23 protein-coding genes, 1 tRNA gene and 1 pseudogene are annotated in these 24,328 nt (G+C 51.0%); 10 read left to right on the forward strand and 15 right to left on the reverse strand.

All coding sequences use genetic code 11. The features are described 5' to 3' along the window. Positions 1-138 precede the first annotated feature (138 nt). Entirely contained in the window at positions 139-675 is a 537-nt protein-coding gene (locus AC5JO6_RS20755; protein ID WP_496082945.1) for a tetratricopeptide repeat protein, read from the reverse strand. A gap of 288 nt (positions 676-963) precedes the next feature. Here AC5JO6_RS20755 and AC5JO6_RS20760 point away from each other — a divergent pair, with 288 nt between their 5' ends. The 3 genes and pseudogenes from AC5JO6_RS20760 to AC5JO6_RS20770 form a co-directional block, all read left to right on the forward strand. Beyond that, complete coding sequence (locus tag AC5JO6_RS20760; protein WP_496082946.1) at positions 964-1,224, forward strand: hypothetical protein; 261 nt, start codon at positions 964-966, stop codon at positions 1,222-1,224. A 14-nt stretch (positions 1,225-1,238) separates the two neighbouring features. Then, the gene (locus AC5JO6_RS20765) at positions 1,239-1,445 is read left to right on the forward strand and encodes a hypothetical protein (RefSeq protein WP_496082947.1); all 207 of its coding nucleotides are present in this window, start codon (positions 1,239-1,241) and stop codon (positions 1,443-1,445) included. A gap of 98 nt (positions 1,446-1,543) precedes the next feature. Beyond that, positions 1,544-1,696, forward strand: a pseudogene (locus AC5JO6_RS20770) (iron-sulfur cluster assembly protein); the annotation flags it as partial. 280 nt (positions 1,697-1,976) lie between these two features. Here AC5JO6_RS20770 and AC5JO6_RS20775 read toward each other — a convergent pair. Both AC5JO6_RS20775 and AC5JO6_RS20780 read right to left on the reverse strand, forming a co-directional pair. Next, positions 1,977-2,954, reverse strand: a complete 978-nt coding sequence (locus AC5JO6_RS20775; protein ID WP_496082967.1) for a sulfurtransferase — start codon at positions 2,952-2,954, stop codon at positions 1,977-1,979. Positions 2,955-3,510: 556 nt separating this feature from the next. After that, positions 3,511-5,424: an N-acetylmuramoyl-L-alanine amidase family protein gene (locus tag AC5JO6_RS20780; protein WP_496082948.1), complete on the reverse strand. Its 1,914-nt coding sequence runs from the start codon at positions 5,422-5,424 to the stop codon at positions 3,511-3,513. Positions 5,425-6,131: 707 nt separating this feature from the next. Here AC5JO6_RS20780 and AC5JO6_RS20785 point away from each other — a divergent pair. After that, a complete protein-coding gene (locus AC5JO6_RS20785) occupies positions 6,132-7,085 on the forward strand; it encodes a cation diffusion facilitator family transporter (RefSeq protein ID WP_496082949.1) in 954 nt (317 codons plus the stop codon). Between the two features lie 54 nt (positions 7,086-7,139). Here the strand turns inward: AC5JO6_RS20785 and AC5JO6_RS20790 are convergent, their stop codons facing one another. Then, positions 7,140-9,944 (reverse strand): CHAT domain-containing tetratricopeptide repeat protein, encoded by a 2,805-nt coding sequence (locus tag AC5JO6_RS20790; protein ID WP_496082950.1) that lies wholly within the window; start codon positions 9,942-9,944, stop codon positions 7,140-7,142. Positions 9,945-10,078: 134 nt separating this feature from the next. Further along, a complete protein-coding gene (locus tag AC5JO6_RS20795) occupies positions 10,079-12,469 on the reverse strand; it encodes a Tex family protein (protein WP_496082951.1) in 2,391 nt (796 codons plus the stop codon). Positions 12,470-12,543: 74 nt separating this feature from the next. Between AC5JO6_RS20795 and AC5JO6_RS20800 the strand changes: the two genes are divergently transcribed. Next, positions 12,544-12,768 carry a type II toxin-antitoxin system HicB family antitoxin gene (locus tag AC5JO6_RS20800; protein ID WP_496082952.1) on the forward strand — a complete coding sequence of 75 codons (225 nt, stop codon included), beginning with the start codon at positions 12,544-12,546 and terminating at the stop codon, positions 12,766-12,768. Positions 12,769-12,808: 40 nt separating this feature from the next. On the opposite strand, the gene AC5JO6_RS20805 is transcribed toward AC5JO6_RS20800, so the two are convergent. The 5 genes from AC5JO6_RS20805 to AC5JO6_RS20825 form a co-directional block, all read right to left on the reverse strand. Further along, positions 12,809-13,198 (reverse strand): hypothetical protein, encoded by a 390-nt coding sequence (locus AC5JO6_RS20805; protein ID WP_496082953.1) that lies wholly within the window; start codon positions 13,196-13,198, stop codon positions 12,809-12,811. A gap of 20 nt (positions 13,199-13,218) precedes the next feature. Next, entirely contained in the window at positions 13,219-13,485 is a 267-nt protein-coding gene (locus tag AC5JO6_RS20810) for a hypothetical protein (protein ID WP_496082954.1), read from the reverse strand. A gap of 217 nt (positions 13,486-13,702) precedes the next feature. Continuing rightward, positions 13,703-14,119, reverse strand: coding sequence for a type II toxin-antitoxin system VapC family toxin (locus AC5JO6_RS20815; protein ID WP_496082955.1), 417 nt, complete (start codon positions 14,117-14,119; stop codon positions 13,703-13,705). Next, a complete protein-coding gene (locus AC5JO6_RS20820; RefSeq protein WP_496082956.1) occupies positions 14,116-14,340 on the reverse strand; it encodes a hypothetical protein in 225 nt (74 codons plus the stop codon). Before AC5JO6_RS20820 ends, AC5JO6_RS20815 begins: the two co-directional genes overlap by 4 nt. 47 nt (positions 14,341-14,387) lie before the next feature. Then, complete coding sequence (locus AC5JO6_RS20825; protein WP_496082957.1) at positions 14,388-14,582, reverse strand: hypothetical protein; 195 nt, start codon at positions 14,580-14,582, stop codon at positions 14,388-14,390. A 280-nt stretch (positions 14,583-14,862) separates the two neighbouring features. Here AC5JO6_RS20825 and AC5JO6_RS20830 point away from each other — a divergent pair, with 280 nt between their 5' ends. After that, positions 14,863-15,993 carry a DUF3747 domain-containing protein gene (locus AC5JO6_RS20830; RefSeq protein ID WP_496082958.1) on the forward strand — a complete coding sequence of 377 codons (1,131 nt, stop codon included), beginning with the start codon at positions 14,863-14,865 and terminating at the stop codon, positions 15,991-15,993. Positions 15,994-16,082: 89 nt separating this feature from the next. Here AC5JO6_RS20830 and AC5JO6_RS20835 read toward each other — a convergent pair whose 3' ends face one another. Then, entirely contained in the window at positions 16,083-16,970 is an 888-nt protein-coding gene (locus AC5JO6_RS20835) for a glycoside hydrolase family 19 protein (protein WP_496082959.1), read from the reverse strand. A gap of 297 nt (positions 16,971-17,267) precedes the next feature. Between AC5JO6_RS20835 and AC5JO6_RS20840 the strand changes: the two genes are divergently transcribed. Further along, the gene (locus AC5JO6_RS20840) at positions 17,268-18,299 is read left to right on the forward strand and encodes a hypothetical protein (RefSeq protein WP_496082960.1); all 1,032 of its coding nucleotides are present in this window, start codon (positions 17,268-17,270) and stop codon (positions 18,297-18,299) included. A 298-nt stretch (positions 18,300-18,597) separates the two neighbouring features. Then, positions 18,598-18,668: transfer RNA gene (locus tag AC5JO6_RS20845), tRNA-Gly, on the forward strand. Between the two features lie 458 nt (positions 18,669-19,126). Here AC5JO6_RS20845 and AC5JO6_RS20850 read toward each other — a convergent pair. Next, positions 19,127-19,717: an antibiotic biosynthesis monooxygenase gene (locus tag AC5JO6_RS20850; RefSeq protein ID WP_496082961.1), complete on the reverse strand. Its 591-nt coding sequence runs from the start codon at positions 19,715-19,717 to the stop codon at positions 19,127-19,129. A gap of 6 nt (positions 19,718-19,723) precedes the next feature. Further along, a complete protein-coding gene (locus tag AC5JO6_RS20855) occupies positions 19,724-20,629 on the reverse strand; it encodes an SMP-30/gluconolactonase/LRE family protein (protein WP_496082962.1) in 906 nt (301 codons plus the stop codon). A gap of 61 nt (positions 20,630-20,690) precedes the next feature. Here AC5JO6_RS20855 and AC5JO6_RS20860 point away from each other — a divergent pair, with 61 nt between their 5' ends. After that, positions 20,691-20,843 (forward strand): hypothetical protein, encoded by a 153-nt coding sequence (locus AC5JO6_RS20860; RefSeq protein WP_496082963.1) that lies wholly within the window; start codon positions 20,691-20,693, stop codon positions 20,841-20,843. 267 nt (positions 20,844-21,110) lie between these two features. Here the strand turns inward: AC5JO6_RS20860 and AC5JO6_RS20865 are convergent, their stop codons facing one another. Continuing rightward, a complete protein-coding gene (locus AC5JO6_RS20865) occupies positions 21,111-21,380 on the reverse strand; it encodes a hypothetical protein (RefSeq protein ID WP_496082964.1) in 270 nt (89 codons plus the stop codon). A gap of 108 nt (positions 21,381-21,488) precedes the next feature. Then, on the reverse strand, positions 21,489-23,360 hold the full coding sequence (locus AC5JO6_RS20870; protein ID WP_496082965.1) for an AAA family ATPase: 1,872 nt from the start codon (positions 23,358-23,360) through the stop codon (positions 21,489-21,491). A gap of 121 nt (positions 23,361-23,481) precedes the next feature. Between AC5JO6_RS20870 and AC5JO6_RS20875 the strand changes: the two genes are divergently transcribed. Further along, positions 23,482-24,328: ArsA family ATPase (locus AC5JO6_RS20875; RefSeq protein WP_496082966.1), on the forward strand; the 847-nt coding region annotated here is incomplete at its 3' end.

Below are 24,328 nucleotides of genomic sequence, written 5' to 3' on the forward strand. Positions count from 1 at the left end.
CAATGCACCCGACCGCCGAAAGATTGTCGGTCGAACTTTAGGGTTATCTGCGGCAAGTGATTGGGAACGTTACTGCCGCTCAAGCATTGGTTACTTCCACTCACGTGGTCGGTGGTCATGGCAAAGCTGTTGTTCAACTCACGTCTCCTGAAGTTGCTTGAGTTGGTTCAACGACTGCTCCTGCCACTTGGCGTTGAGCTGTCGCTTAAACAGCGCCAGGGCTTGTTGAAAATCGTCGATCGCGCCTTGCTTGTCTCCAGCAGCAGCGCGTAGCACGCCCCGGTCATAGCGAACGTAGGCGTTGTTGGGTTTGAGCAAGATCACCTGACTGTAGTCGGCGAGTGCCGCACGAACATTGTTGGTTTTGGCATAGGCATTGCCTCGGTTGTAGTAGGCAAGCGCATAGTCGAGCTTGAGTTGAATTGCCTGATTAAAGTCCGCGATCGCGCCCTCGAAATTCTTCTGATTGGCTTTCTCTACTCCTCGTCTAACCAAATCGGGAGCAGTCTGCGGTTCCGGCAAGAGCATCATAGCTGGGCTGTGGTTAGACTCGTTTGACAGGGATAACCGCCCCAGCGGGCGATCGTCCACAGCATGAACAGTCGCAGGCGCAAAGACAACAAGTAGGGCGATCGTCGAAGCGCTAATCGGCAAAGCCAACAGTCTAAGGTTCATTGATGATCTGCGGTAAGTGGATCAGTGGTGTCGAGTAACACTATTTTGTCGTCCTAACAAACTGACATCGTTACTTCAAAAAAAGCTTTGAAACCTCTTTTCATCAATAGCTTAGTCTTTGAAGAAGCGATGAACAAGCATTCCACACCAAGCATTTCTATTGGTACGTAATGAGTACACTGGAATCTTCATCCATTAAAGCGTGGATAAAGTATCTTCTCAAGCATGATTTTAAGTGAAAGTACGATCGAGGTATGATCGTCATAAAACTGATTGAGAACAGGGGCTATGGGAACGTCTGACAAGAAGCAGCCACCGATCGCAAACGCATTATCGACGATCGTGGATGCTGAGCGTCGTGCCATTACCTACAGCATGGATGCTCTCATTCCTGGCTTATATGTTTGGCTTGGTTCCTGGACATTACGATTGGGTGGCAGCTTGGCAGAATACAGTTACCCCGGCATTCTTCATGATTGGGCAGGAATCTCCCTCGTTCTACCCAGATACCGCATCTACAGCACCTATCAAGGTAGCTATGACCCTTGATAAACAACGCATTGATGGTATTTCCATCCATTACGTCCAAAACTTTGCCTGCCAAACAATTTAATGAACTGCTGCTTCCAGCAGGCTATACCCAACTAGGCACTGCACCCGCTCAAGACAACCGCATCAAAACCTGGTGGACACATTCTATCTATGCCAGGGTGGAAGCTATTTATAGCCCTGACGGTGCAGTTGCAATCACGGCTTATCATGTTAGTTAGCAATCAAAATTAAGTGATTGGTTTATGCTGTGAGGATTGACATGAATGAAAGTACGATCGACCCTCGGCAGCAAGAGGTCATTCAATTCCTCAAATAAATCATTGAACCCACGCTCAAGAATGACGTTGTGAGTTTGGGAATGGTGCGAAACCTGCGCGTGGTCGATGATTACGTCTCGCTGCGACTGTATATCGGTGCGATCGGTAATGGGGCAGCAGCCGTAGTCCTGGAGTGCTGCCAGGTGCTACCAGCAGATCCGCATTTCTTTACTTCTTGGGTGGTTCCTTGGGCTTTTCTGGGGGTGGATCGCAGCTACCGTCCGTTGGTTTTTCCTGTGCAAAACTAGCCGACCATACGCCTGCTAGAGCCACAAACACAACAAAGGACGCAAGCAAAAGCTTCATACACTAGCACCGAATCACTAAGAATTGTGGGTCAAAGGATTATGGATCAAACAAGATGTAACGTTTGTGGGATAGCCATCTGCCCGAACAACTGGATGGCTACCCCACTTGATGGAAGCCATCATCCTAAGCTTTTTCCGGTCCAGTTTCGACTGGCAGATTAGATGTGCTGTATTCAGTCCAGGCACCTTCATAGAGCCGCACTTTAGGATACCCCAGCAGGTGTTTGAGCACGAGGTACTGTAAGGTGGCTTCACGCCCGGTGCTGCATGTCACAATCACATCGTCGGACGGTTTGATATTTTTGTCTGCCAGGATTTTGCGAAGCGCCTCCAGTGACTTCAACTTATGAGGATTCTTGAGATCTTCTTGAGGGTTTTCTGCTTCTGTAAAGGTCGTCCAGGGAATGTTTTTGGCACCTGGAATGTGACCATTGCGAACCCAGAGGTCTTTCTCACCCCGGAACAAATCACCCGGTCGGGGATCAACAAACGTCACGCCCGGTTTGCCAATCAATTTTCCAACCTGATCGAGTGTGACACGAATGGAGGGATTGTCCTGAACTGCAAACGACGTAAATTTGTATTTGGGATATTCTTTGACAACTGGTTGCCCAGAGGCTTTATAACCTGCATAGCCGCCATCTAAAACGGCAATATCTTTCACGCCCGATCGCTCCAGCACATAGGCAACCATCGTGGCTCCCAAAACATCGCGCGCATCGGAATAGACAAGCACACGACTATTAGTATTGACACCCGATCGCGAAAAGATGGATGCTAACTTCTGAGTCTCCCAATACTGCACAGGCAAAAAGCCATTCGGACCACGAAACGCGATGTCTGCAATGTTCACTGCATTTGGAATGTGCCCTGCAATGTACTCCAGAGGCGAGTTTCGCACATCCAGAATACGCAAATCTGAATCTTTTGCATTTGCAGCAACCCAGGTGGGCGACACAAATTGCACCCTGACGCTGGGCGCTGCGGTGAGCGACGAAATTGAGAAAAGAGACACGGCAAGCAAGGTTGCGATCGCGGTGATCACTAAGATAGAGGGCTGAAGAACTCGCTTTCTAAGCGTTCGGAAAAATCTAGCACTCAGTCTAAAACTCATCGTCATAAAGCTCCTGAATCACAGTTGTGAATGAACAAAAAAAATAGCCTCAATTGCCAGCGAGAACTCAAGGTGTGGCTTGTAGCCACAAAAAGAGGCGGTAAAAACTTAAAGTACACTAAGCCAATAGATTTTTTGTACTTAATTCTTTTGAAGTATCGCATAGCCAATCAACTCGATCAAGCGTTTGGCATAGAAATTAAACGACTATCAGGACAGAAGCCGCTCCATCATTTATCCCTCATTGGTCACTCTAAGCAGATGCAAAGATGCGTGGCAGGTTCAACTCATGCACCAGTGGACAGATGAACGCATTCATCTTGCGGGTCTATTGCTCCCAGCCAACTTGCAGAGCAGGAACGGGAAAGACCTCTAACTCAGATCTTGCAGCATTCTCGACCCGCCCAATTGGGCAGCGGTTTGAGGGCAATTTCAAGCCCTTGTGGAGTCGCAAGTTTGGCACGGTTTTGAATGGCTTTAAGCAACTGTGCGTCAGCAGGCTTGATTGACGCAGTTGCGGAGGTTTAACCGTCAAACACGTTGCTTACGGGCGACTCTTCTGTAGCCATGCTGTGATGCCGTCGGCGATCGCCGTTGCTAACCGTTGCTGCTCTTTCGGATTGGTGATCCACTCAAACTCATCGGGATTGATCATAAAACCGAGTTCTAGCAACACAGATGGAGTGGTCGTGGGTCGAGTCAGCGCCAAGTTATCCCAGAACACGCCATAGGACGATCGCTTCAGGGTTTTGGTCAAGTAATTGTGCAGAAAGATTGCCAGACTGTGTGCCTGAGTGTTGTACCAGAATGTGGAGACACCTTTCGTTTTCATAGCATCGCCATTGTCAGGCAGTGCATTGTAGTGCAGACTCAGCGCCAGCGTGGGCTGCACTTTTTCAATCATTGCCACACGATCTTGTAAGGGCACATCCACATCCGTTTCGCGGGTGAGATAAACCGTTGCGCCTCGTTGCTGAAGCCGATCGCGCACCAGTTTCGCCATCAGCAGCGCCACCGATTTTTCAGCATAGCCAGTCGGACCTCTAGAGCCGAGATCCTCAGCGCCACCATGACCGGGGTCGAGGAGAATTTTGGTGCCTGAGAGGGGAGTCGGGAGTCGGGAGTGGGGAGTAGGGAGTGGGGAGTAGGGAGATGAGGAGGTGAGAGGATAGGGAGTTGAGGGGATGGTGGAAGATGACGTTTTGAGGGTTGAGCTTGCCTGCTGACCGCTGACCGCTGACCGCTGACCGCTGACCACTGGCGGATGTTTCAACGACAGCACCAACGTCGTGCCTTCATACCGCAACTTATAGCCCCATTGCTGACTGGACTTGAGTTTAAAGGTGTATTGGATTTGTCCTGGGACGCTTTGCTGCCAGTCCAAGCGCTCAATCAGTGGATCGTCATCGAGGCGAATAATATCGGTTTGAGCGGTGGTGTTGTAGAGGGTGAGGGTGAAGGTGCGATCGCCCTGCTGAACGCTCACAGGCACAGGCACTTGCAGCGGAAAGATAACCTCTGTCCAGTCGCCTGCCTGCCGTGCTTTGATACTGCGAATGATTGACGTTGGTGGGGCACCCGTCGGCAGAATCTGCACCTCGCTGCGCTTAATCCAGGCACCGTAGTCTAGCCGCACCCAATCGCCTTCGTAGCCTGTCACGAGGGCTTGTGTGCCTTTGGGTAAGGGTGTGAGGCGAGAATAGTCTGTGCCCGCGCCTGTGCGAGCGGTGCCGGATTCTACTGTGACGGCAGCGGTTTCTAGACGTGTAGGTGACAGAATTTTGATGCTGCCGAAGCCAGACTGTTTGATGGTTTGACCATCTTGAGCGAGCTGCCATTCTGGTTTGCCCAGATCGCCCAGCAGCACGGTGCGAGTGCAACCTTCAAAGCGTCCAGTCGCGGCGATCGTCGGTTGATTCTGCTGCGTTAACACAGCGGCATTGCCTGGTAGCTCGATCGGCTGCGGCTGTGGTGTCAAGGAAACAGCTTGCTCAGCAAGCTTTACGGAAACGGTTGCTTTTGGCGGTGCGATCGCAGTGAAGCAGATCAACTCATCAGGTAATCGCGCGATATCCACAGCAGGGCTGAGCGAGTCTTTGCCAAACGCCAAACCTGTGGGTAAAGCGGATGTTGTCGCTAAGCGCGTGACGGTCAGCATTACCGACTGCTTGCCGTAGCGTAAATCAAACCGATTCTCCCCGACTTGCAGCGGAAAACTAGGCGCGAAATGTCCAGCGGTATTACGCACGATCGCCTTGCCGTTGACCAAGACGGTTCCCCCCGGTGCGGCAGTGCCAATCAGAAAGATGCGATCGGCAACCGTCTCATGGTTGGCAGGCGGATAGGAAACATAGAGGGGTTGAGCGGCATTGGTGGGCGCTGCCACGATGATGCAGGCGATGATTCCACAAAGGGGGAGTGGGGAGTGGGAAGTAGGGAGTGGGGAGAAGAATTGCATCAATTACGTTAGAGGGGCGTATCAGTTTTTAAGGAAAGTAACCGTTGCCATGCCAATGTATTGAGCTGCAACGGCATTGTAAGCACTAACAATAGCAATGTATTAAGTCGCAATTACATTGTGGGCACTGACAATAGTAATGTATCGAGTCGCAATGCCAATGTATCGGGTCGCGATCGCCTTGTGGGCACTGACAATAGCAATGTAACGCGATGTGCAACTAATTCGCCCTCATCCCCACCCTTCTCCCCAGGGAGAAGGGCTTCCAGACCGTTCCGGTTCCCTCTCCCGATGGGAGAGGGCTAGGGTGAGGGCAGTTTTGGCAGGCTTTTCAGGAAAGTCGCACATCGCGTAATGTATTGAGCTGCAATGCCAATGTATCGAGTCACAATCGCCTTGTAAGCACTAACGCTGGCAATGTATCAACTTGCGATCCATTGTGATACCAGCAGCGCATGAGTGTCGGTGGTTCGTGTAGCGTTCCTGAAGGATAAACGCAGCTAACGAGACGTGCCTATGCCAATTGACGCGCTTCAACACGCGATCGTACATTGGCTCAACCGACTCAAGTTAGCCGAAAGCGATAGGGTCATCACAGCTCACACCAAATCGTCCAGCATTGTGGATTAAAATACGGGCATCAACCGTGCTTGCCTTCCGACTGTAGCTGTCGCAAGACACATTTAGGAACCTAACGATTTGTCGCTATGACACATCATCACGCTGGACATGATCATCACCACGGGCATAATCATACTGGACATGCTCATCATCACGCACCTGCTAACTTCAGTCGTGCGTTTGCGATCGGGCTGACGTTGAATCTGGGGTTTGTCTGTCTTGAGGTGATTTTTGGTTATCTGGCGAATTCAGTAGCGCTGCTGGCAGATGCAGGTCATAACTTGAGTGATGTTTTAGGTTTGGTATTGGCGTGGGGCGCAAGTGTGCTGGCACGTCGGCAACCCTCTAGCCGTTACACCTACGGTTGGCGACGATCGTCAATTTTAGCCGCATTCTTAAACGCCATTTTTCTCCTGGTGGTTACGGGGGGACTCGCATGGGAAGCCATTCAACGCTTCAGTAAACCGGATGCTGTGCAGGGCGAGATCGTCATCATTGTGGCAGCGATCGGCATCGTCATCAATACGGTAACGGCGCTGATGTTTATGTCAGGTCGCCAGCAAGATTTGAATCTTCGCGCTGCCTTTATGCATATGGCGGCTGATGCGGTTGTGTCGTTTGGCGTTGTCCTTGCAGGCATTGGCATTTTGGTAACTCATTGGCTTTGGCTCGATCCTGCTTTCAGTTTGGTGATTAGCGCGTTGATTATTGTGGGCACCTGGCAACTGCTGAAAGATTCGTTTAACCTGGCGATCGATGCGGTGCCAGAGGCGATCGACGAACGGGCTGTGAAGGCGTATCTGGCAGAACGTCCTGGTGTTGAACAGGTTCACGATTTGCACATTTGGGGCATGAGCACAACAGAAACCGCACTCACCGCGCATCTCGTCATACCAGATGGGCATCCCGGCGATGCGTTTTTGGTTCACCTGTGCGAAGCGCTGCAAGCCCAGTTTGGGATCGCGCATACAACCATTCAGATCGAGCTGAGCAGTTCTGCCTGTACCTGCACGCTGGCACCCTTAACCGATCATCATTAGCGGACGGGCGCTGTAATGGTGAACCACTCCATGTAGTCGATCGGTCTTAATGCTTCAGAGCCAATTGCCAGCGAGAATCAAGGCTGCCCAATAACCAGGATGATGTCGATCGCCCGTATGTCGCTGAAGCCAGTTTTTTTGTGCTGCTTGCAGAGCCTTAGCGCGACTCATCCCCTGTTTGAGTGCTTGATAAAAGTGGGTGATGAGTTGCGCCGTTGCCTGATCATCCACCTGCCAAAGCGAGGCGACGGTACTCCGTGCCCCTGCCTGAAGCGAAATACCTGCAATACCCAGTGCATCACGATCGCTGCCTACCGCTGTCTCACATGCCGTCAATGTCAGCAGTTCCAGTAGCTTACCCTGCCGCATAGCGCGAATCATTTCATAAAGCGCATTCATCGTCAGCTTTTCGTTGTAAGTCTGACTTCCCAGCGCCGCACGTTGAGTTAACCGCGCTTCCCGACTCCCGACTTCCAACTCCCGACTCACTTCCTCCCGCTTCCCCGTCACCAAAAACGTATCGCGCGCATCAACCCCAAACCTGCCGTGAGTGGCTAAATGCACGATCGGATATGCGTCTACCGTCAGCTCTTGCTGCAAACGATCGAGAGTAAAGGCATCATCGAGTAAGCCTTTGCTGCCAGGAATAGCGGTTTGGATGCTGTCAATTTCTGTCTTGACGTAGCTGAGGGGTGCAAAGAACGTGGGTCCTTCTACCAGCGATGGCTTGGTCAAGCCAAATCCCAAGACACGAAGAGACGTGCGATCGATCGGCATGGGATCAACCAGACTCAGGCTGAGGGTGCTGGCGATCGCGTACTGCTCTACCAGAAACTGTTTGCCATCGTAGAGGGCTGCCATGGGAATGCTCCGCAAGATACCATCCTGAATGAACACCAGCGTCTCGATTTGAGCAGTCTGCAAGTCCTGAGCAAAGGGTCGGATCAGCCAGTCGTACACCTGCTGCGATGGTGCTTGATAGCTGTTTGCCAGGTCAGACCGTTTTTCTAGGCGACGACGCAAATCATTAATAGTGGCTTTCACCGTTTGAGCGTCGGCAGGCAACCAGTGCACCTGAGAGCGATACCGCTGGTTTGGCATGGAGAGAGTCAGAATGAGCGCCACGCGATCGCCGAGAATGACAGAGCTGAGAACGGCAGTTTTGGGGTCAACCACCGTCACAGGCTTGGCGATCGCGCTGAGCGTACAATCTTCGCCAAGGTAATTTTGCAGTTCTGCCAAACGTAGGCTGTCGATGGTCTCTAGCGCCGACTCGATCGTCTGTACAGTCGCAACCATTGAGATATTCTCACCCTTGCCTTCTACCTGGCGCTGTACTTGCTTCTGATTGCTGGCTTGCTTCTGATTGCTGGCTTGCTCAAGATAGAGTGCGGTTAGTTCTCGGTAGACGGGTTCTACCGTATCGCGGAAGTCAAACTGAAAATCTCGACTGGCGATCGCTAAATCACCTCGAATCGTTTGTAGCGTCTGCACGGCGAGATCGTAGGTGTCGATCGCCGCCGCTGTTTTTCCCTGTGCCCGCAAGATGCGACCGGCTTGCCACTCCCAAAGATAGCGGCTGTCATCGTTTGCCGCCGCTAGTTGTGCCTGTTGCGTCAGGCTCAGTGCCTGTCCATAGGCTTGACGACATTCGTACACATGCCCCAAGCGCCCCAGGGCAAATGCTTCCGACTGAGGATCACGGATTTGCTGCGCGATCGCGATCGCTTGCTGTAACAACGGGACTACCTGCTCTGGCGCATCAGACCCGAAGCAGTGTGTCGCTGGATCGATCGCTGCTTGCCCCGCTACCCGTTGCATTAACGTTGCTAAGCGAATCGTCCCATACGTCTTTTCACGAGACGCAGGCAATTGTCCTAGAATTCGTTGAGCTTGCTGAAGCGCTCTAGCAGAGTCAATAAAGCTAGCTTCTGACTCCTCACCGCCGAGCGCTGAGCGCTGACCGCTGACTGCGATCTTCTCTTCCTGCCGACGCTGTAATGGCACAACCAGATTAAGCAGCGATCGCAGTTCGTTCAGCCCATCATTTTGAGCGCGGGCAATGGTCAAACTGGCTTTGAAGTATGCGATCGCCTTGCTATCGTAGCGCTCGATCGATTGATTCCATGCGTGCGCTTCTGGTGCTTCTGCCGATCGACGGCGACGAACATCCCGTTCTGCAAGACTGGCGTAGGTGTTGCCCAAACCATTCAGTGCTGCAAGCACATGTAGCTGACTATGCGTCTGTCTTGCTAGCGTCAGCGCGGTCTCTAGATGCTGAAGCGCTCGGTCATAGTCGCCGCGCAGACGATAGGCGTTGCCCAGACTGCCCAGCGCTGCAACTTCACCTGCCGTATCGGCTTGTTGACGGGCAATCATCAGTGCGCTGTTGGCAACACACGGACGATCAACTTCGCTACACAGAAGGGCGATCGCTTTGCGTTGTTGCCCCAGGCTGCTATGAGCTTGAGCCTGTTCTGTGATCATCCTGCCCATTTGAAGGGTATTGCCTGTCTGCCGATAGTAGACGATGAGCTGCTCTAGATGCGCGATCGCCTGATCAAGCTCGCCAACTTGCTGGTCTGCCCGCACGAGATACTTTAAGACCGTAGCTCTCAATTCTGAAGGATGATCAGCAGTCAGGCTTAAGACCGCTTGCCATTGAGCGATCGCGCCCTGAAAATCACCGCTCTGATACTGCTCCCAACCTTGCTGCGTCAATTGCGTGGCATCAGCGGCATTGGAACGCTCAGGTGTGAAGAACCATCTGCCGTCGAATGAAAGTTGACTCAACCAAAGGCATACAACAAGACTGCCAAAAAACAAAGTGAGACGAAGCGATTTCAAGCGGTAGTGCATGGGTCAGCAACATTTTTACTCTTTTGGCAGGGGTCTTATTGCATTGCGTTGCCATTGCAAGAGATAGGTTGCATCAGGGGCTAACAAATAACCTTTCTCCACCCTCTCAACCCAACAGCAGCGATCGCGTTATCTTACCGTTTTTTTCCGAACTTTGCTTTCAAGTCATCCAATGTAGCGGGTTTTGTCTCTGAGGCAGCGTTGGGTTGAGATGGATTGGCTTTAGGTGATGGATTAGTTTTGGATGATGGATTGGTTTTAGGTGATGGATTGGTTTTAGATAATGGATTAACTTGAGGTGATGGATTAACTTGAGGTGATGGATTAACTTGAGGTGATGGATTGGTTTTGGGTTGACTGTGCCCTTCAGCAGCATCGGCGCGCATAGAAAGACTGATGCGCTTGAGTTTTTCGTTGACTTCCAGTACGCGCACGTTCACGACCTGACCGACTTTGACGATTTGTTTGGGGTCACTGACGAAGCGATCGGCGAGTTGCGATACATGCACTAACCCATCTTGATGCACACCAATATCCACAAAGGCACCGAAGTTAGCAACGTTGGTGACAATGCCTTCTAGCTGCATCCCAATCGTGAGATCAGAAATCTCTTTCACACCCTCTTTGAAGGTGGCATATTTGAATTCAGCACGAGGATCGCGTCCCGGTTTTTCGAGTTCGGCAAGGATGTCGCGTAATGTGGGTTCACCGATCGCCTCTGTCACATACTTCTTCAAATCGGTCTTTTTCAGCCGCTCAGCAACTTGAGTAATTTGAGTTAACGGAACGCTCAAATCCGTAGCAATGCTTTCCACGACCTTGTAACTTTCCGGGTGAACAGCAGTGTTATCCAACGGATTTTTACCGTTGCGAATGCGCAAAAATCCTGCTGCTTGCTCAAAGGCTTTGGGACCCAGTTTGGGGACTTTCAATAATTGCCGACGATCGCCAAACACGCCGTTTTCATTACGGTAGGCGACGATGTTGTTGGCAATAGTAGGCGTGATGCCTGAGACAAAGGTGAGAAGCTCTTTAGATGCCATGTTGAGATCGACACCCACATAGTTGACGCAGCTTTCTACGGTTTCATCCAGCTTCTTTTTCAACAGTTTCTGATCAACGTCGTGCTGATACTGCCCGACACCGATCGACTTCGGATCGATTTTCACCAGTTCTGCCAGTGGATCTTGCAGGCGACGACCAATGCTGATGGCACCACGCACGGTGATGTCCTGGTCAGGAAATTCGGCGATCGCCACTGGACTGGCGGAATAAATCGATGCGCCTGATTCGTTCACCATCACTTTGACGGGCTTGCGTTCCAGCGCTTGCATGACTTCCGTGACAAATTCATCGGTTTCGCGTCCCGCCGTACCGTTGCCGATCGCGATTAGTTGCACCTGATAGCGCTCAATCAAGGTGGCAAGCGTTCGCCCTGCCTGTACCCGCTGTCCGGCTGCCTGATGAGGAAAGATGGTCTGGTATTCTAAAAATTTGCCCGTCTGGTCGAGTACCGCCACTTTGCAGCCAGTGCGAAAACCGGGATCGATCGCCAGCGTGGGTTTCATCCCAGCCGGGGCAGACAACAACAGTTCCCGCAGATTCGCCTCAAAGGTGCTGATGGATTCGACATCTGCCTCAACTTTTTTAGCAGCGCGAACTTCCGAAATCAGCGAATTTTTCATCAATCGATGGAACGCATCCTTCAGCATATCGCGGTAGAAGTTGCGAATCTCTCGCTGTTTTGCCCGCAGTTCTTGCGCTTCCAAATAGGACAGCACAGCGTCTTCATCAAAGGTCAGATCCACATCCAGCACACCTTCGGTTTCGCCTCGATAGAGTGCCAGCAGATTGTGTGATGCGATCGCCTTCACCATTGCCTGATAGCTGCGATACATCTCAAACTTTGTTGACCCTTCGGGATGATCGCCTTTCACTTTCGAGGTCAAAACACCCGCTGTCATGAAGTATTCGCGCAGATACGCCCGCAAGTTCGCTTTCTCTGCCACTTCTTCCGCCAGAATGTCAGACGCGCCTTTCAAGGCATCCTCAGCCGTCGCCACTCCTTTTGCTTCAGAAACGTACTTCACCGCTTCAGTTGTTAGAACTGTTGGTGCAGCCGTTGGGTTGTTCAGTGTTCTAATCAACGCTGCCAATGGTTCTAGCCCCTTTTCACGAGCGATCGTGGCGCGAGTGCGACGCTTAGGACGGTACGGCAGATAGAGATCTTCGAGTTCGTTTTTTTGCAGGCACACCGTAATTTTCGCTTCCAGTGCAGGAGTCAGTTTGTCCTGCTGGGCGATCGACTCCAGAATTGCCTTTTTGCGATCCTCTAACTCAGTCAGGTAGGTGTGGCGATCAGACAGATCCCGCAACTGGGTTTCATCCATCTCACCCGTGCGCTCTTTGCGATACCGCGCAATAAATGGCACGGTTGACCCTTCGGCAAAAAGTTCGAGCGCGTTGCTCACCTGAAACGGTTTGAGGTCAAGCTCGTCTGCCAGCAGTTGAGAAATGTTCAGCATTGCAGTTCGTCACATCAGCTTTTCTAGGATAGTCTGAGAATGAGTTTCGTATGGCTCATTGAGAAAGACTAAGCATGGAAAACACGTTTACTGGTGTGTTTGAGCAAGTACAGGGTTGGTACGTTGGTTACGCACAAGAGTTGCCTGGTACAAATGTCCAGGAGCGGACGTTAGAAGAAGCCCGCGAAAGTTTGCGGGAAGCGATTCAACTCATCCTTCTCCCTAATCGCCAATTGACGGATCAAGAACTGAGTGGTAGGGATGTAATTCATGAGCCAGTTAGTGTCTCAATTCAATGAAGCGTCGAGACCTAATTCGCTATCTCGAAGCACACGATTGTTAATTCCTTTGAGAAGAGGGCAAACATACTTTACCACCAGCAGCTTCAATGAGGGAACTAACAATTCCTCTAGGTCTTTGGAAACCTCCTTGATGGGAAGATGGATGATAGATCCAGGAGGCTAACGCGCCATCAATCTGTAAAGTGGAATGAGGAATTTTATAAATATCTAGGGTAAGTGGATGACTCTCATCAACAATCAGAGAGGTAGAACTTGGAAAGTCTTGTGACACCCGATCATATACTCTCTTACATACAAACAAGACACACTTGGGTTTTAACTCGACAACTACATCTTTGAAAATAGGTTTTGCCTTTTTCCACATATTTTCGTCAGGACGAACTCCAGGACGAGGTAGCCAATCCTGAATGTATTCATGATGTGCCACAGAATGCCAGAATTTAGTTCTTAGCTCCTGAGTGTTGGCATTCTCGACAAAAGTTCTTGAATATTGCTAAAGAAATTATGCTTCCAACTACCATTGATAATGCTCTCAATCAATCGATGAGTGAAGGTACTATGAGGTTTCTCCCTCTCAATGTCATCAGTATAGTTGGATTCTCCAACTATCAAAACCGGGATTTTGAATAAACTTTCATTACCATACTGGCTGCCAACCCAAGGCTGAAACAAGAGATTTTCGTTCGTATCAATTTGAATTTCTTGATTGTTCATTGCGATTGAAAAAAATTAGAGAGTATTAGTCCAATTATTATTAGACATAAAGTTACTGTATGTCATCATAGATCGAGCAGATAAGCTTCACACGCACGATCGCACTTCAATCAACAACTCAGCAGTTGAGTGCAATTTATGGAGAGAGGCAAGGGACGATCGCAGCACCGTTTAACACTACCTCTTCCGTTAGAACAGCTTGTGAGACTTCACCTTTTTAGCGATCGCGCAATAACGGCACAAAGCCTGCTTGTCTGAAATGCTCATCGTAGGCTAGTGCGTATATAATGCCTCGTTCTCGCATGATGAGGAAGGAAGCACAATCAATTAAGCCCCACGCTTTGTCTTGTCGCTGAGCGTACAAACCTAGTGCTTGCTCAAACTGTTCACTCGTTTGTGGTACAACTTCAACCTCCGAATCGTGTTGCAAGCGATTAACCACTTCAACTGCACGTTGGCGAAATTGCGTTCCCATCGACCCGTAATGGTTGAGAAACTCTGCTAACACCATTTGGCTTGTAACGATCAACTCAGCCTGTACAACTTGTGCTTTGACCATTGCTTGAGTGTGCAACCCATCACGCGGGTTAAACAAAGCAATCCAGTACCCTGCATCGGCGAAAACAACGCTCATGTGTCTTGGTCGATCACACTATCCTGCTTGGTAGCGCCATAGAGATAGTGCTTATAGTTGACCGCACCGTCATCTGGCAACTTTGCCCATTCTTCATCAGGAATTTGAGCACCAATCTCTGCTACCACCTCCCAAATCGGACGCTTTGTTCTGGTTTTCTGAGTAGTCAGTGCCGCTGGTTGATCAGCTTCACTTTGCTGCTGAGAAGATGGAGGTGTCATACTACTTCACGCCGTGTAAGGACATCAATACTACCAATTTACACAAATTACTCAATGCCTTCTCCTTCGACTTCCAATTCAACTTCTGCGTAGAAGGCAGAATATTCTCTTGGATCAGCCGAAACGTCATTGTTGCCCTTCTCTAGTCGAATCGATTTGGCTTTGCCCTGATTGGTGCCGATCAGGTATTCTTCGATCGCTCGCTTGATGTCTTTCTCCGTCAAAATCAGCTTGGTTTCCATGCACGTTACTTTTCTGTTTGAAGTTTGAATGCGATCGCGTGGATAAAATTGCTGTCTAAAAGCGAGAACAGCCTTTTGTTGCCATACGATACCACCCTAACCAATGCATGACTAAAAGAGTATGGTGAGAGTTCCCTGAAAACGCTTCTGCGTAAGGATTTTTGTTACTTCTGGGTACCAGTCGGAAAATTTACATAGCGTTAGTTTGTTTCATCCGGAACAATAAGCAACGTCTGCGGACAGGACAACAGTACCTTCCCTCAGACCGAGACAAACGGACATGATGACTCGACTCAAATTGGTTGCTTTGTCAACCCTGGCTTTAAGTTCCCTGATCCCACTTGAACCCGCAGCGGCTGCACTATTTAGTAAAGCAGATCTAGATCCAGGCAAGCTGGCTCTCATTGCTTCACCGTATGGTAATAACGCCCATCAACTATTGATTGTTGAGCAAGTGGCAAATAGTCGCGCTTGCTGGAGTGAGCGTGGCACCAGCCCGACAGTGGTTGAGCCGCTCCTGGCAGATTTTGACTTTACGGGCATTTGTGGACGGAGCACTGATGCTAACGGTTACTCAATTCGGATGGGTGACCAGGATCTGGGTCTGCAATACAGCCTGCGCGTGGTGCAGCGCAAGGGTGATTTGCTGCTTGTAGGTGTTTCTAATCGCGATCGCACCGCCCCAGAGATCCCAATCGGTCGGGCTGGAGGCGTGACGAATGGCTTTGCCAAATTGTACTTAAATCCTGGTTGGCGAATCACGCGCCGAGTCTACAACAATCAGGCATTAGGACATTTCTATATCACAAATGACCAACCGTTGAATAGCGCGATCGCTGCCGCTCCAGCTCCAGTACAGCTTCCAGCACCCCGCCCTCTGCCAGTGCCACAACCAGCGCTGCCATCCGTGTCTCGCCCTGAGATTGTAATTACGCCTGGTTCTGGTACACCATCGTTGTTCCCTCGTCCTGCCAGCACCTCAATCCCGATTCCCGTACCACCACCAGAGACGGCATCTACTACAGGCTCGACTCGTCCGGCTGTCCGTCCGCTGCCATTACCGACTCCATCGGCTGCGATTCCAACGACGATTCCTGTCTCGAAGCCAAAAACGCCTGCGCCGTCTGCGCTTAAGCAACCTGTCACATCAGGGCGATCGCCGATCACAGGCAAGCCTATTCGTGTACCGTTACCCGCTGTTGCAACGCAACCCATTCGTACTGCCCCGAAGGAAGCAATGCAGCCACCAGTTGTGCCCGCAACCGTGACACGGCTCCCGGTGACGCAGCCACCTACGATACAGCCATCGGTGACGCAGCCACCTGCTACACAGTCACGTCCTGCCCCCAGCCCGACAAAACCTTCAGTAGTCAAACCTGGAGATTTTGTGGTGCCGACTACAGCGCTTTAAGTGCATCGGGCAGAACTCTGATAGAGCCATTCTTGTACAACACCTCTATCAGAGTGGTCTGGCTTCACGATCGCCCTAAGATTTGAGCCTCATGCCCTGAGTACACGCCTTGCAGCTTGAAGCAGGTGGATGCGATCGTCCAATCCGTTGTAGCCGCCATTAATTGTACGAGTGACCGTTCTGACATCATCATTGTCAGCAAGACCGTTTAGCTGATTAGTTGCCCAAAACCATCCGGCGCTACGGCTTGCCAGATCAGGGGCTGACAATTTGGTCGGGCTGTTGATTAGATCAACGCCTAACGCCTGTCCACACAAACCGTAATTGGTTCGACCCGTCACCTGAATCAACCCTCTGCCTTTAAAGCGCACACCATCCCCAGCTTGAGTATTGCCGAGATCATCACGACCTTCATAATCCTCGCCAGAGGCGTACTCTTCGAGCGCATTGAAGCGATCGGACTCATGAGCAATCTGTGCCAAGAAGTGTGCTTGCCTTAGAGGCGTAGACACGTTGAATTCAATCATGGTGCGGTTCAGATACGGTGTGAGCGTATTGATGCGACTGGTACTTGCTTCGGGGGCGATCGCTAAAATTTGTTGCGCCGTCAGCAGCAGCATGGTGCTGGTAGGAAACAATCCGGCATACGGTGGCTTACCTGCTGGTCGAGTGGGCAATTTACTGAGCGATCGCAGCAAATTATCGACTAGCCCGTCTTTATCGTTCACGCCTCCCTGAAGTTTGCCTGTTAACTCTTGCAGCCGACTGGCTGCCCCTTGTCTGCCTAATTTGACATCACTGACTGAGAACAAACCCACATATGGTAGCTTATCGGCAGGGCGTGGTGGCAGTCCACTGAGAACCCGGATGAGGCTATCCGCCAGTTCGTCGTTCTTATTAGCGGCTCCTTGCAGCTTCCTAAGCAACGCTCCCAGACGTATGAACGCTTGAGTTCTCCAGATATCAAGTTGCGCCATCGTGCTGCACCTTTTGTTGATAGTGGTTAAACCGACTTTAAAACCAAAGCAAGGTTTTAATCTTTTAGGCTAATTATTCACGCAGATGTGGTTGATTGTCAGATTCTTAACTACACCTTTACTAATCAACACGTTGATACGAGCGATTCCTGATTTAACGTTCAGTCAGTTTTAGATGCGATCGCAGCATCAGCGCTAAGCATGATCAGGAGTGAGTTAGGATCAAATTCGGAATCGTCTGCTGGCATTCCAGTACGCGAACGGCACTTAACAATTAACTAAACCTGTGGCACCGTGATGAGTCCTGCTGACCAACCTCCAGCGATCGACTGGCGACGATCGACCGATCCGCCAACCCTTTGGCTCTCGCTCGTGTTGGGATCAGTGCTGATTCATCTCGTGCTGTTTATTCTCGCCACCCTTTTTCTCACGCGTACCGCAACCGTACAGCTAGACTCAGAGCCAATCGCTGTCGAATTTGTTGACCCAAGTGCTGTAAACGCTCAATCGACAGCATCCAGTCAGTCGATCGCCGCCCGTCCCGGTGTGCCCTCGTCAATTAACCCTGCTGCAACTCAGGCACAGCCAAATAATGCGCGATCGCAGCCATCAGAGACTAATCCAGCAATCGAGCAGCCATTCGTCCAGCCAACCCAGCGAAGGCGTTTACGCGCCCGTACTCAGCCACCCCAGCCCCAACCGTCGAGCCAGCCAGTGCTGCCATCCAGAAACCCAGTACCGCTGCCTTCTGAACCCGCCAATAACTCAACTCAGCCACCGTCAAACTCAACGAGCACCCCCTTCCCACGATCGTCAGGTTTGCCAGATCCAAGGCAGCCTCAACCACCTTCCGGTTCTCCTCAAGAACGGTTGCCAGGTGCTCTGCCAAATCCATCTGCAAGTTCTGAGCCAGCAGCAGGATCACCAGCAGCAGGTGAACGCATTTCACAAGGACCGCTAGGAGACAGCATTATTGTCACCGTTTCTAACCCCCGTCAGCCGACAGTCGATGTTCAACTGCAAGCAGCACAACCGATTGAGACGCAGAAAAATGTCACGGTTCGCTACTCATCCGCACTGGCACAGCAAACGATTCGCTTGGAAACGACTCTGACTATTGACCAAACAGGACTAGTGCTTAAGGTCGAAAAAACAACACTTCTCTCATCCTCTGCTAGAAGCACGATCGATGAGGCAACCCTCAACGATCTTGCCACGCAAATCTTTACGCAATGGCGGTTTCAGCCAGCACAAAACAACTCAAACGGCAAGGTATCAACCCCGCCGCTCTCAAACCTGATGATTGAAGCACAAGTACAACTGCCCTAACCTCCAGATCATCCGCTTGCGCAAACACCCCTTAGAAAATGCCTTGGAGCGTTAGGGCAACGCATACAAAAGTACGTATCTCAAGAAACGCCAATTTCGCCTGCTTTATTGCGAATAGTCTCACCAATCAGAGCTTATTGCGAAAAAGTTGGCTGCTTTAGCGTTGTGTAAGTCTGAATTGTGCTACCCCTGGCGTGTTAAGAAACGTGTGCGTTCGCCCTACTTCGGAGCGTGCAGCGCTTAGTGTGAACAGCCGAAAATGTGTTAGTGTTATGGATGCTTTAAGCCGTTATCTTACGCGGGCGTAGTTTAGTGGTAAAACCTTAGCCTTCCAAGCTAATGATGCGAGTTCGATTCTCGCCGCCCGCTTCCTGTCATTTAACCCGCTCTTGTCGTTGTTGACAGATTAATGTCATTTTGACAGTTTAGCTGTTGTTTGACATTGGGTAATCAAGAATAGAGTTCAAAGCTCAAGGGATTGGCTTTAGAGAAGAATGGAGTGCTGAGTTTAAGAAATTGACTTCAGAATTTGAAGGATTCGACCCTGACATCGACTCATGCCTCTCAAAGCTCAACTCACGTCGTTCTAAACTCGTTTGATACAACTCGAAGCTTGAATGATGCAGTGCTGACAGCAATGCTTCAACAATACAGGCACTCAAGACAATGACATTTCCTCGGCGGCTGAAGTAGTGGTGCCAACTGCCAAACCGCTTTCAAAATCAACGGCGAGAGGTTAGGGGCTGTCATCAATGACGACTACACATGACTTTCAGCAAGGTTTCGGAGCTGAATTGATGACGCGCCCTAGGATTTAGTCTTCAACTTCAGCTATTTTGATTCCGATCGAGGTTGACTGACTTTGGGTATAGCCAGCCAGCAAATAGTTTAGTCATACGCGGCATGATGACATAGGTCATGAGTGACAGCAGAGTAATTGTGGTGATAAGGGTGAAAAGCAACGGTGGTAGCGGCTTGAGTGGCTGCAAGAGAACATTAATGACGTTAATCGTTGGAAAGGCGGCAAGGCAGGTCACGATGAGCATTTTGTAGCGCGGTGGTGGCACGATCGCCTGCTGGGTCGAAAGCGTGAACCACGTTTCCAGTCCTGTCAACGTTTGCCATTTGCTATCTCCCACCGTCAACCGTTTAGCACGTTCCAGCAGCTTGCGTCGCAGCGCAGACTCTTCCCACTGTCGTAAATTGCTCAGGTGATTGAATTTGAAAACAATCCGATATTCTGGATTGGCACGATCGGACGGACGAAAGATATTGGCACCCAAATGTCCTTCAAACGTTTTAGCAGCTTCGATTAAATCAGTAAGAACTTGCTCAAATTCTACCTCGCAGCCCGGTTGCACTTCTTGAATGACATCGATCGTGACAGGCGGATCGGTACGTTCATTAGCAGGATGCATAGACATTTACGGTAACGGTAATCCTTCAATGCCTACATCTAAACACACTACTTTGGCAGCTTCAACGCCTGTTGGTGGGGGAAACGACATCCCGCCATTAGTGGTGACATAAAGGTGAGTGAGATTGCCTTGCGATCGCCCAAACGCAACGGCTGTCGTACCGGTCATACCTTGATCAGCCTGAGCAATAGTTGTAATACTGCCATCAGGGGCAATTTTCACGACACTGTTGAACACGTGCGTCGTACCGTAGAGATTGCCAGCGCGATCGAACGCAAAATCATCAATATTGACGTTTTGCACAAAGATCTCTGGTTCACCCGGTTGATAATCGGCTTGGATTGGCACTCGCACCATTTGAGCATTCTGTGTGTTCGAGGCGTAGAGGTTATTTCCAAAGATCTTCAACCCATTTACCGCTGGTGTCGCATTCTCAAGATCTGCCCGCGACAGAAGAGGATGTTCCAACCAGATGCGTACGCTGCCCTGAACAGCATTCAGTTCCCAAATTGCGCCCCGGTAGGAGTCGGCGATTAAATAGCGATCGTCCGTCAGGTATGTCAGCCCATTTAAAAAGAGCGCATCAGGTAGAGATACAAGAACACTTGCTGCACCGTCTAGAGCAATCTGCCAGACGACACAGGTATTCTGATCATCCCAACCAGAAAGGAGCAGACTACCATCTGGCAAAGCAGCCAGTCCTGTAGCTTTACCTGCGATCGTGGCGTGGGTCGTTGGTACCCCATCAGCACCGATACGAATCACTTTGCCTTCGTAGTGGTTAGTGATGAACAGCGTCTGATCAGCACTGACGACAATGCTTTCTAGAAAGGTGTTGACTGGAAACTCGGCGATCGTGTGGGTAGGAACCAGAGCAACCGGGGCATCGCCAAGAGCGGAAATTGGCACCATAAAACTAGATTCCCTTTTGAATGGGCAATAAGGCAGAGACGAATGTCGTCATTTTATCTGAATGGCACGCTTTAGGTGTGAAGGACGGGTGCGTCATTGCGACACGACTGAATTGCTACGGCGCTTAGAAAACCGATCGAGACGCTGCAACACCGTCAACGCCACTGCCAGCGCAACCGTGTCGAACGACTTATACCATTTCACTCAACTGTAGCTACACAGGCAAGCTTCGGCTGGCGGTCAGCGGTCAGCGGTCAGCGGTCAGCAGCAAAAACGAACTGTAGGGCGATTTTGTAGAATTGGTATTAAATTGCTCGAAACCGTTTCGTCGGCTTGCTTATCACTCGTGATGACAGAGCCGAAAATTACTTTGCTATGTTAACGCTGCTGCAATCCTTCGTTGGCTTTAAGGTTTAAATACCCTAAGCCCCTGGTTCTATGCAAGGTCACATCAAATTGGTATGAGAACGTCCACAAAAAACTAACTGCCGCTTTGAAGTCGCCGTTCAAACTCTTCACGGGTGCTTTCTAGATGAGCCAGTGCCTGCTGATAAACATCGCCATGCTCTTGTTTGAGCCAGCCCAAAAGATTCGTCAGTTGTGCGTTACGTAGCTCTAAGTCAGTTTGAAAGATGACGGCAGTCGCCATATGCTGGGCATATTCTGTAGGATGCCCTTGCGTCATAAACGTAGCGGTTAACGCAGCGAGGGCATGTTGGCGTACTGGGTCGGGTGGTTGTGCAGAGATCATCGATCGCAGGAGACGTTAGGTTAAACAAAGCCTTTGGAAAAAGCAGTCCCCTTGGTTCAGCGGAGAGCTAAATCAAGGGGATGCGTCGAGAATCACTAACAGGGAACACTAGACCGACTGACGCTGTTTTGACAGTAATTGGTAAGCCGCCAGGAAGTCATCCGTAAATATCTGGATACTGGATGGATCGGTAGAACCTGCGGTTCGGTAGCGTCGAACGGCTTCTAGTGCCGCCTGGTTGCTCAGAAGCGCCAGATCTGCGCCGTTCCAGCCTTCCGTTTGAGCTGCCCAGCTAGTTAGATCTACGGATGCCAGGGGACGATCGCCGTTATGAACCTTTAGAATTGCCAGTCGCGTGTGCAGATCGGGGAGATCAACTTTGAGTTGCAGGTCTAATCGTCCCGCGCGGAGCAGGGCAGGGTCGATCGCGTCGGGTCGATTAGTCGCGCCAATGAGCAAAACATTGACACAACCTTGCAGTCCATCCAGCTCTGTCAAGAGTTGCCCCACGACGCGATCGCTCACTCCTGAATCACCGTTAAACTTTCCGCGTACTGGCACCAGCGTATCGATTTCGTCAATGAATACCACACATGGAGCTGACTGCCGCGCTTTCGCAAACAGTTCACGCACTTCCTGTTCCGCAGCACCCACCCAGCGACTTAATAATTCGGGACCATTGACAGCGATAAAGTTGGCTCTTGCCTGCGAGGCGACCGCTTTTGCCAGCAAAGTCTTGCCCGTTCCCGGTGGACCCCAAAGCAAGATGCCGCGTGGCGCTTTGGCACCCGTCCGCTCATACAGTTCGGGGTACAGCAACGCACCTTCCACCGATTCTTGCAGCGTGCGCTTGATGTCCTCCAGCCCACCAATTTGATCCCACTGCACATCGGGCGACTCGACTTCCACCGATCGCAGCACCGATGGCTTCACCTCTTTGAGTGCCTGAAGGAAATCCGACTGGCTGAGCGTCATGTCATCGGGAATGGCTCCTTGTAGCGAAGGAACCTGGCGACGCAGAGCGCTGTAGGCGGCTTTCTGGCACACGGCTTTCAGATCTGCTCCCACCATCCCTACCGTTAAATCAGCGACCACTGCCGCATTCACCGTTTCATCCAGCGGCATGGTGCGGGTGAGAATGGTGAGAATTTCCAGGCGACCGTTGCGATCGGGTACACGGAACTGCACTTCACGATCGAACCGACCAGGACGACGCAGTGCTGGATCAAGATGATCCGGGCGATTGGTTGCTGCCAGAATGATCACGCCGTTGGTTTGGGCAAAGCCATCCATTAAGCCCAACAGTTGCGCCACCAGACGCTTTTCCACTTCGCCTTCCACCTTGCTGCGATCGGGTGCAAGGCTATCAATTTCATCAATAAACACGATGCAGGGAGCCGCTTTTGCCGCTTTCTCAAAAATGCTACGCAGACGTGCCTCTGCTTCCCCGTAGTATTTGCCCATCACTTCGGGACCGACGATCGCAATGTAGTTCACGCCCAATTCTTGCGCCAAACCTCGCGCCGTCAGTGTTTTCCCTGTTCCGGGTGGACCCACTAGCAGCACACCACGCGGCGGTTCCAGTCCCAGTTTTGCCAGCAGATCAGGACGCTTAAGGGGAATTTCGATCAGCTCCCGCAATTCGTTGAGCACCTCGGACAGCCCGCCCACATCATTGAGCGGGGCAGACGTTTCGCCAGTGGTGCCATCACGATCGCTGGAAGGAGGAGTCACAATCACATCCGGCGCTCCCGTTGCTCCCTCGTCTCCCCTTGCTCCCCCTGCTCCCCTTGCTCCCTCAGCAGGCGATCGCATCCGACTCACCCCAACGCCACCTGGAATATTTCCCTGTCGCGGAATGCTGCTCAGACTGCGGGTGTTGATCTGAATGTCGGTTTTCAGCTCACCCGCTGCCGCTTTTTCTTCCAGGACTTTTGCTAACTCAAGCAGTTGCTCAAAGCCTTTAAATAAATCACTCATTGATCCTCGTTCCTGGCGTGTGCAGGATAGCTGCTGTCTCGAAATGGGTAGTCTGTGGGTAGCGTCATTGACAGCCCCAATGCCGTTCCATCAGTAACGCTGACCCAGTATTCCCAAAACCATGAAACAGTTCGACTCTCTTCATCTGGCAATGTTTAGCGGCAAAGGCGGAGTGGGCAAAACAACCCTCGCCTGCGGGTTTGCGCGACAGTGGGCACAGCAGTTTCCCGACGAGGCGATTTTGCTGTTGTCTACCGATCCGGCGCATTCTCTGGGCGACGTGCTGCAAATGACAGTCACAGATGAATCGCAACCCACAGCAGATTTGCCGAATCTCAAGGTGCGATCGCTCGACGCTGAAACCTTATTGCAAGCTTTTAAGAGCGATTATGGTCAGGTTCTGGAACTACTGGTCGAGCGTGGCAGCTTTGTCGAAAACGAAGATCTAACACCCGTTTGGGATCTGAGCTGGCCCGGTTTGGATGAACTGATGGGTATTTTAGAAATCCAACGGCTGCTACGCGAACACGAAGCCGATCGCGTCGTGGTAGATATGGCTCCCAGCGGGCACACGCTCAACCTGTTTGGCTTGATGGATTTTCTCGATGAATTTCTGAAGGCGCTGGAACTCTTCCAGGAAAAGCATCGCGTCATCAGCCAATCGTTTACCGGACGCTACACCGCCGATGATGCCGATGCGTTTTTGCAAGACATGAAGTTAGACCTTAAAGGCGGACGGCAGCTATTGCAGAATCGGGATGACACGGTTTGTTTAGTCGTGGCGATCGCAGAACCCATGAGCCTCTTGGAAACGCAACGCTTTCTCACCGCACTGGAGACGTTGAAGATTCCGGTCGGTGGGGTGTTTGTCAATCGATTATGGGAGGCAGAAGGCAGAGAGCAGGAAGCAAAAGCAGAGGAAGCAGAGGAAGCAGAGGAAGCAGAGGAAGCAGAGGAAGCAGAGGAAG

This window comes from Tildeniella sp., assembly GCF_059505325.1.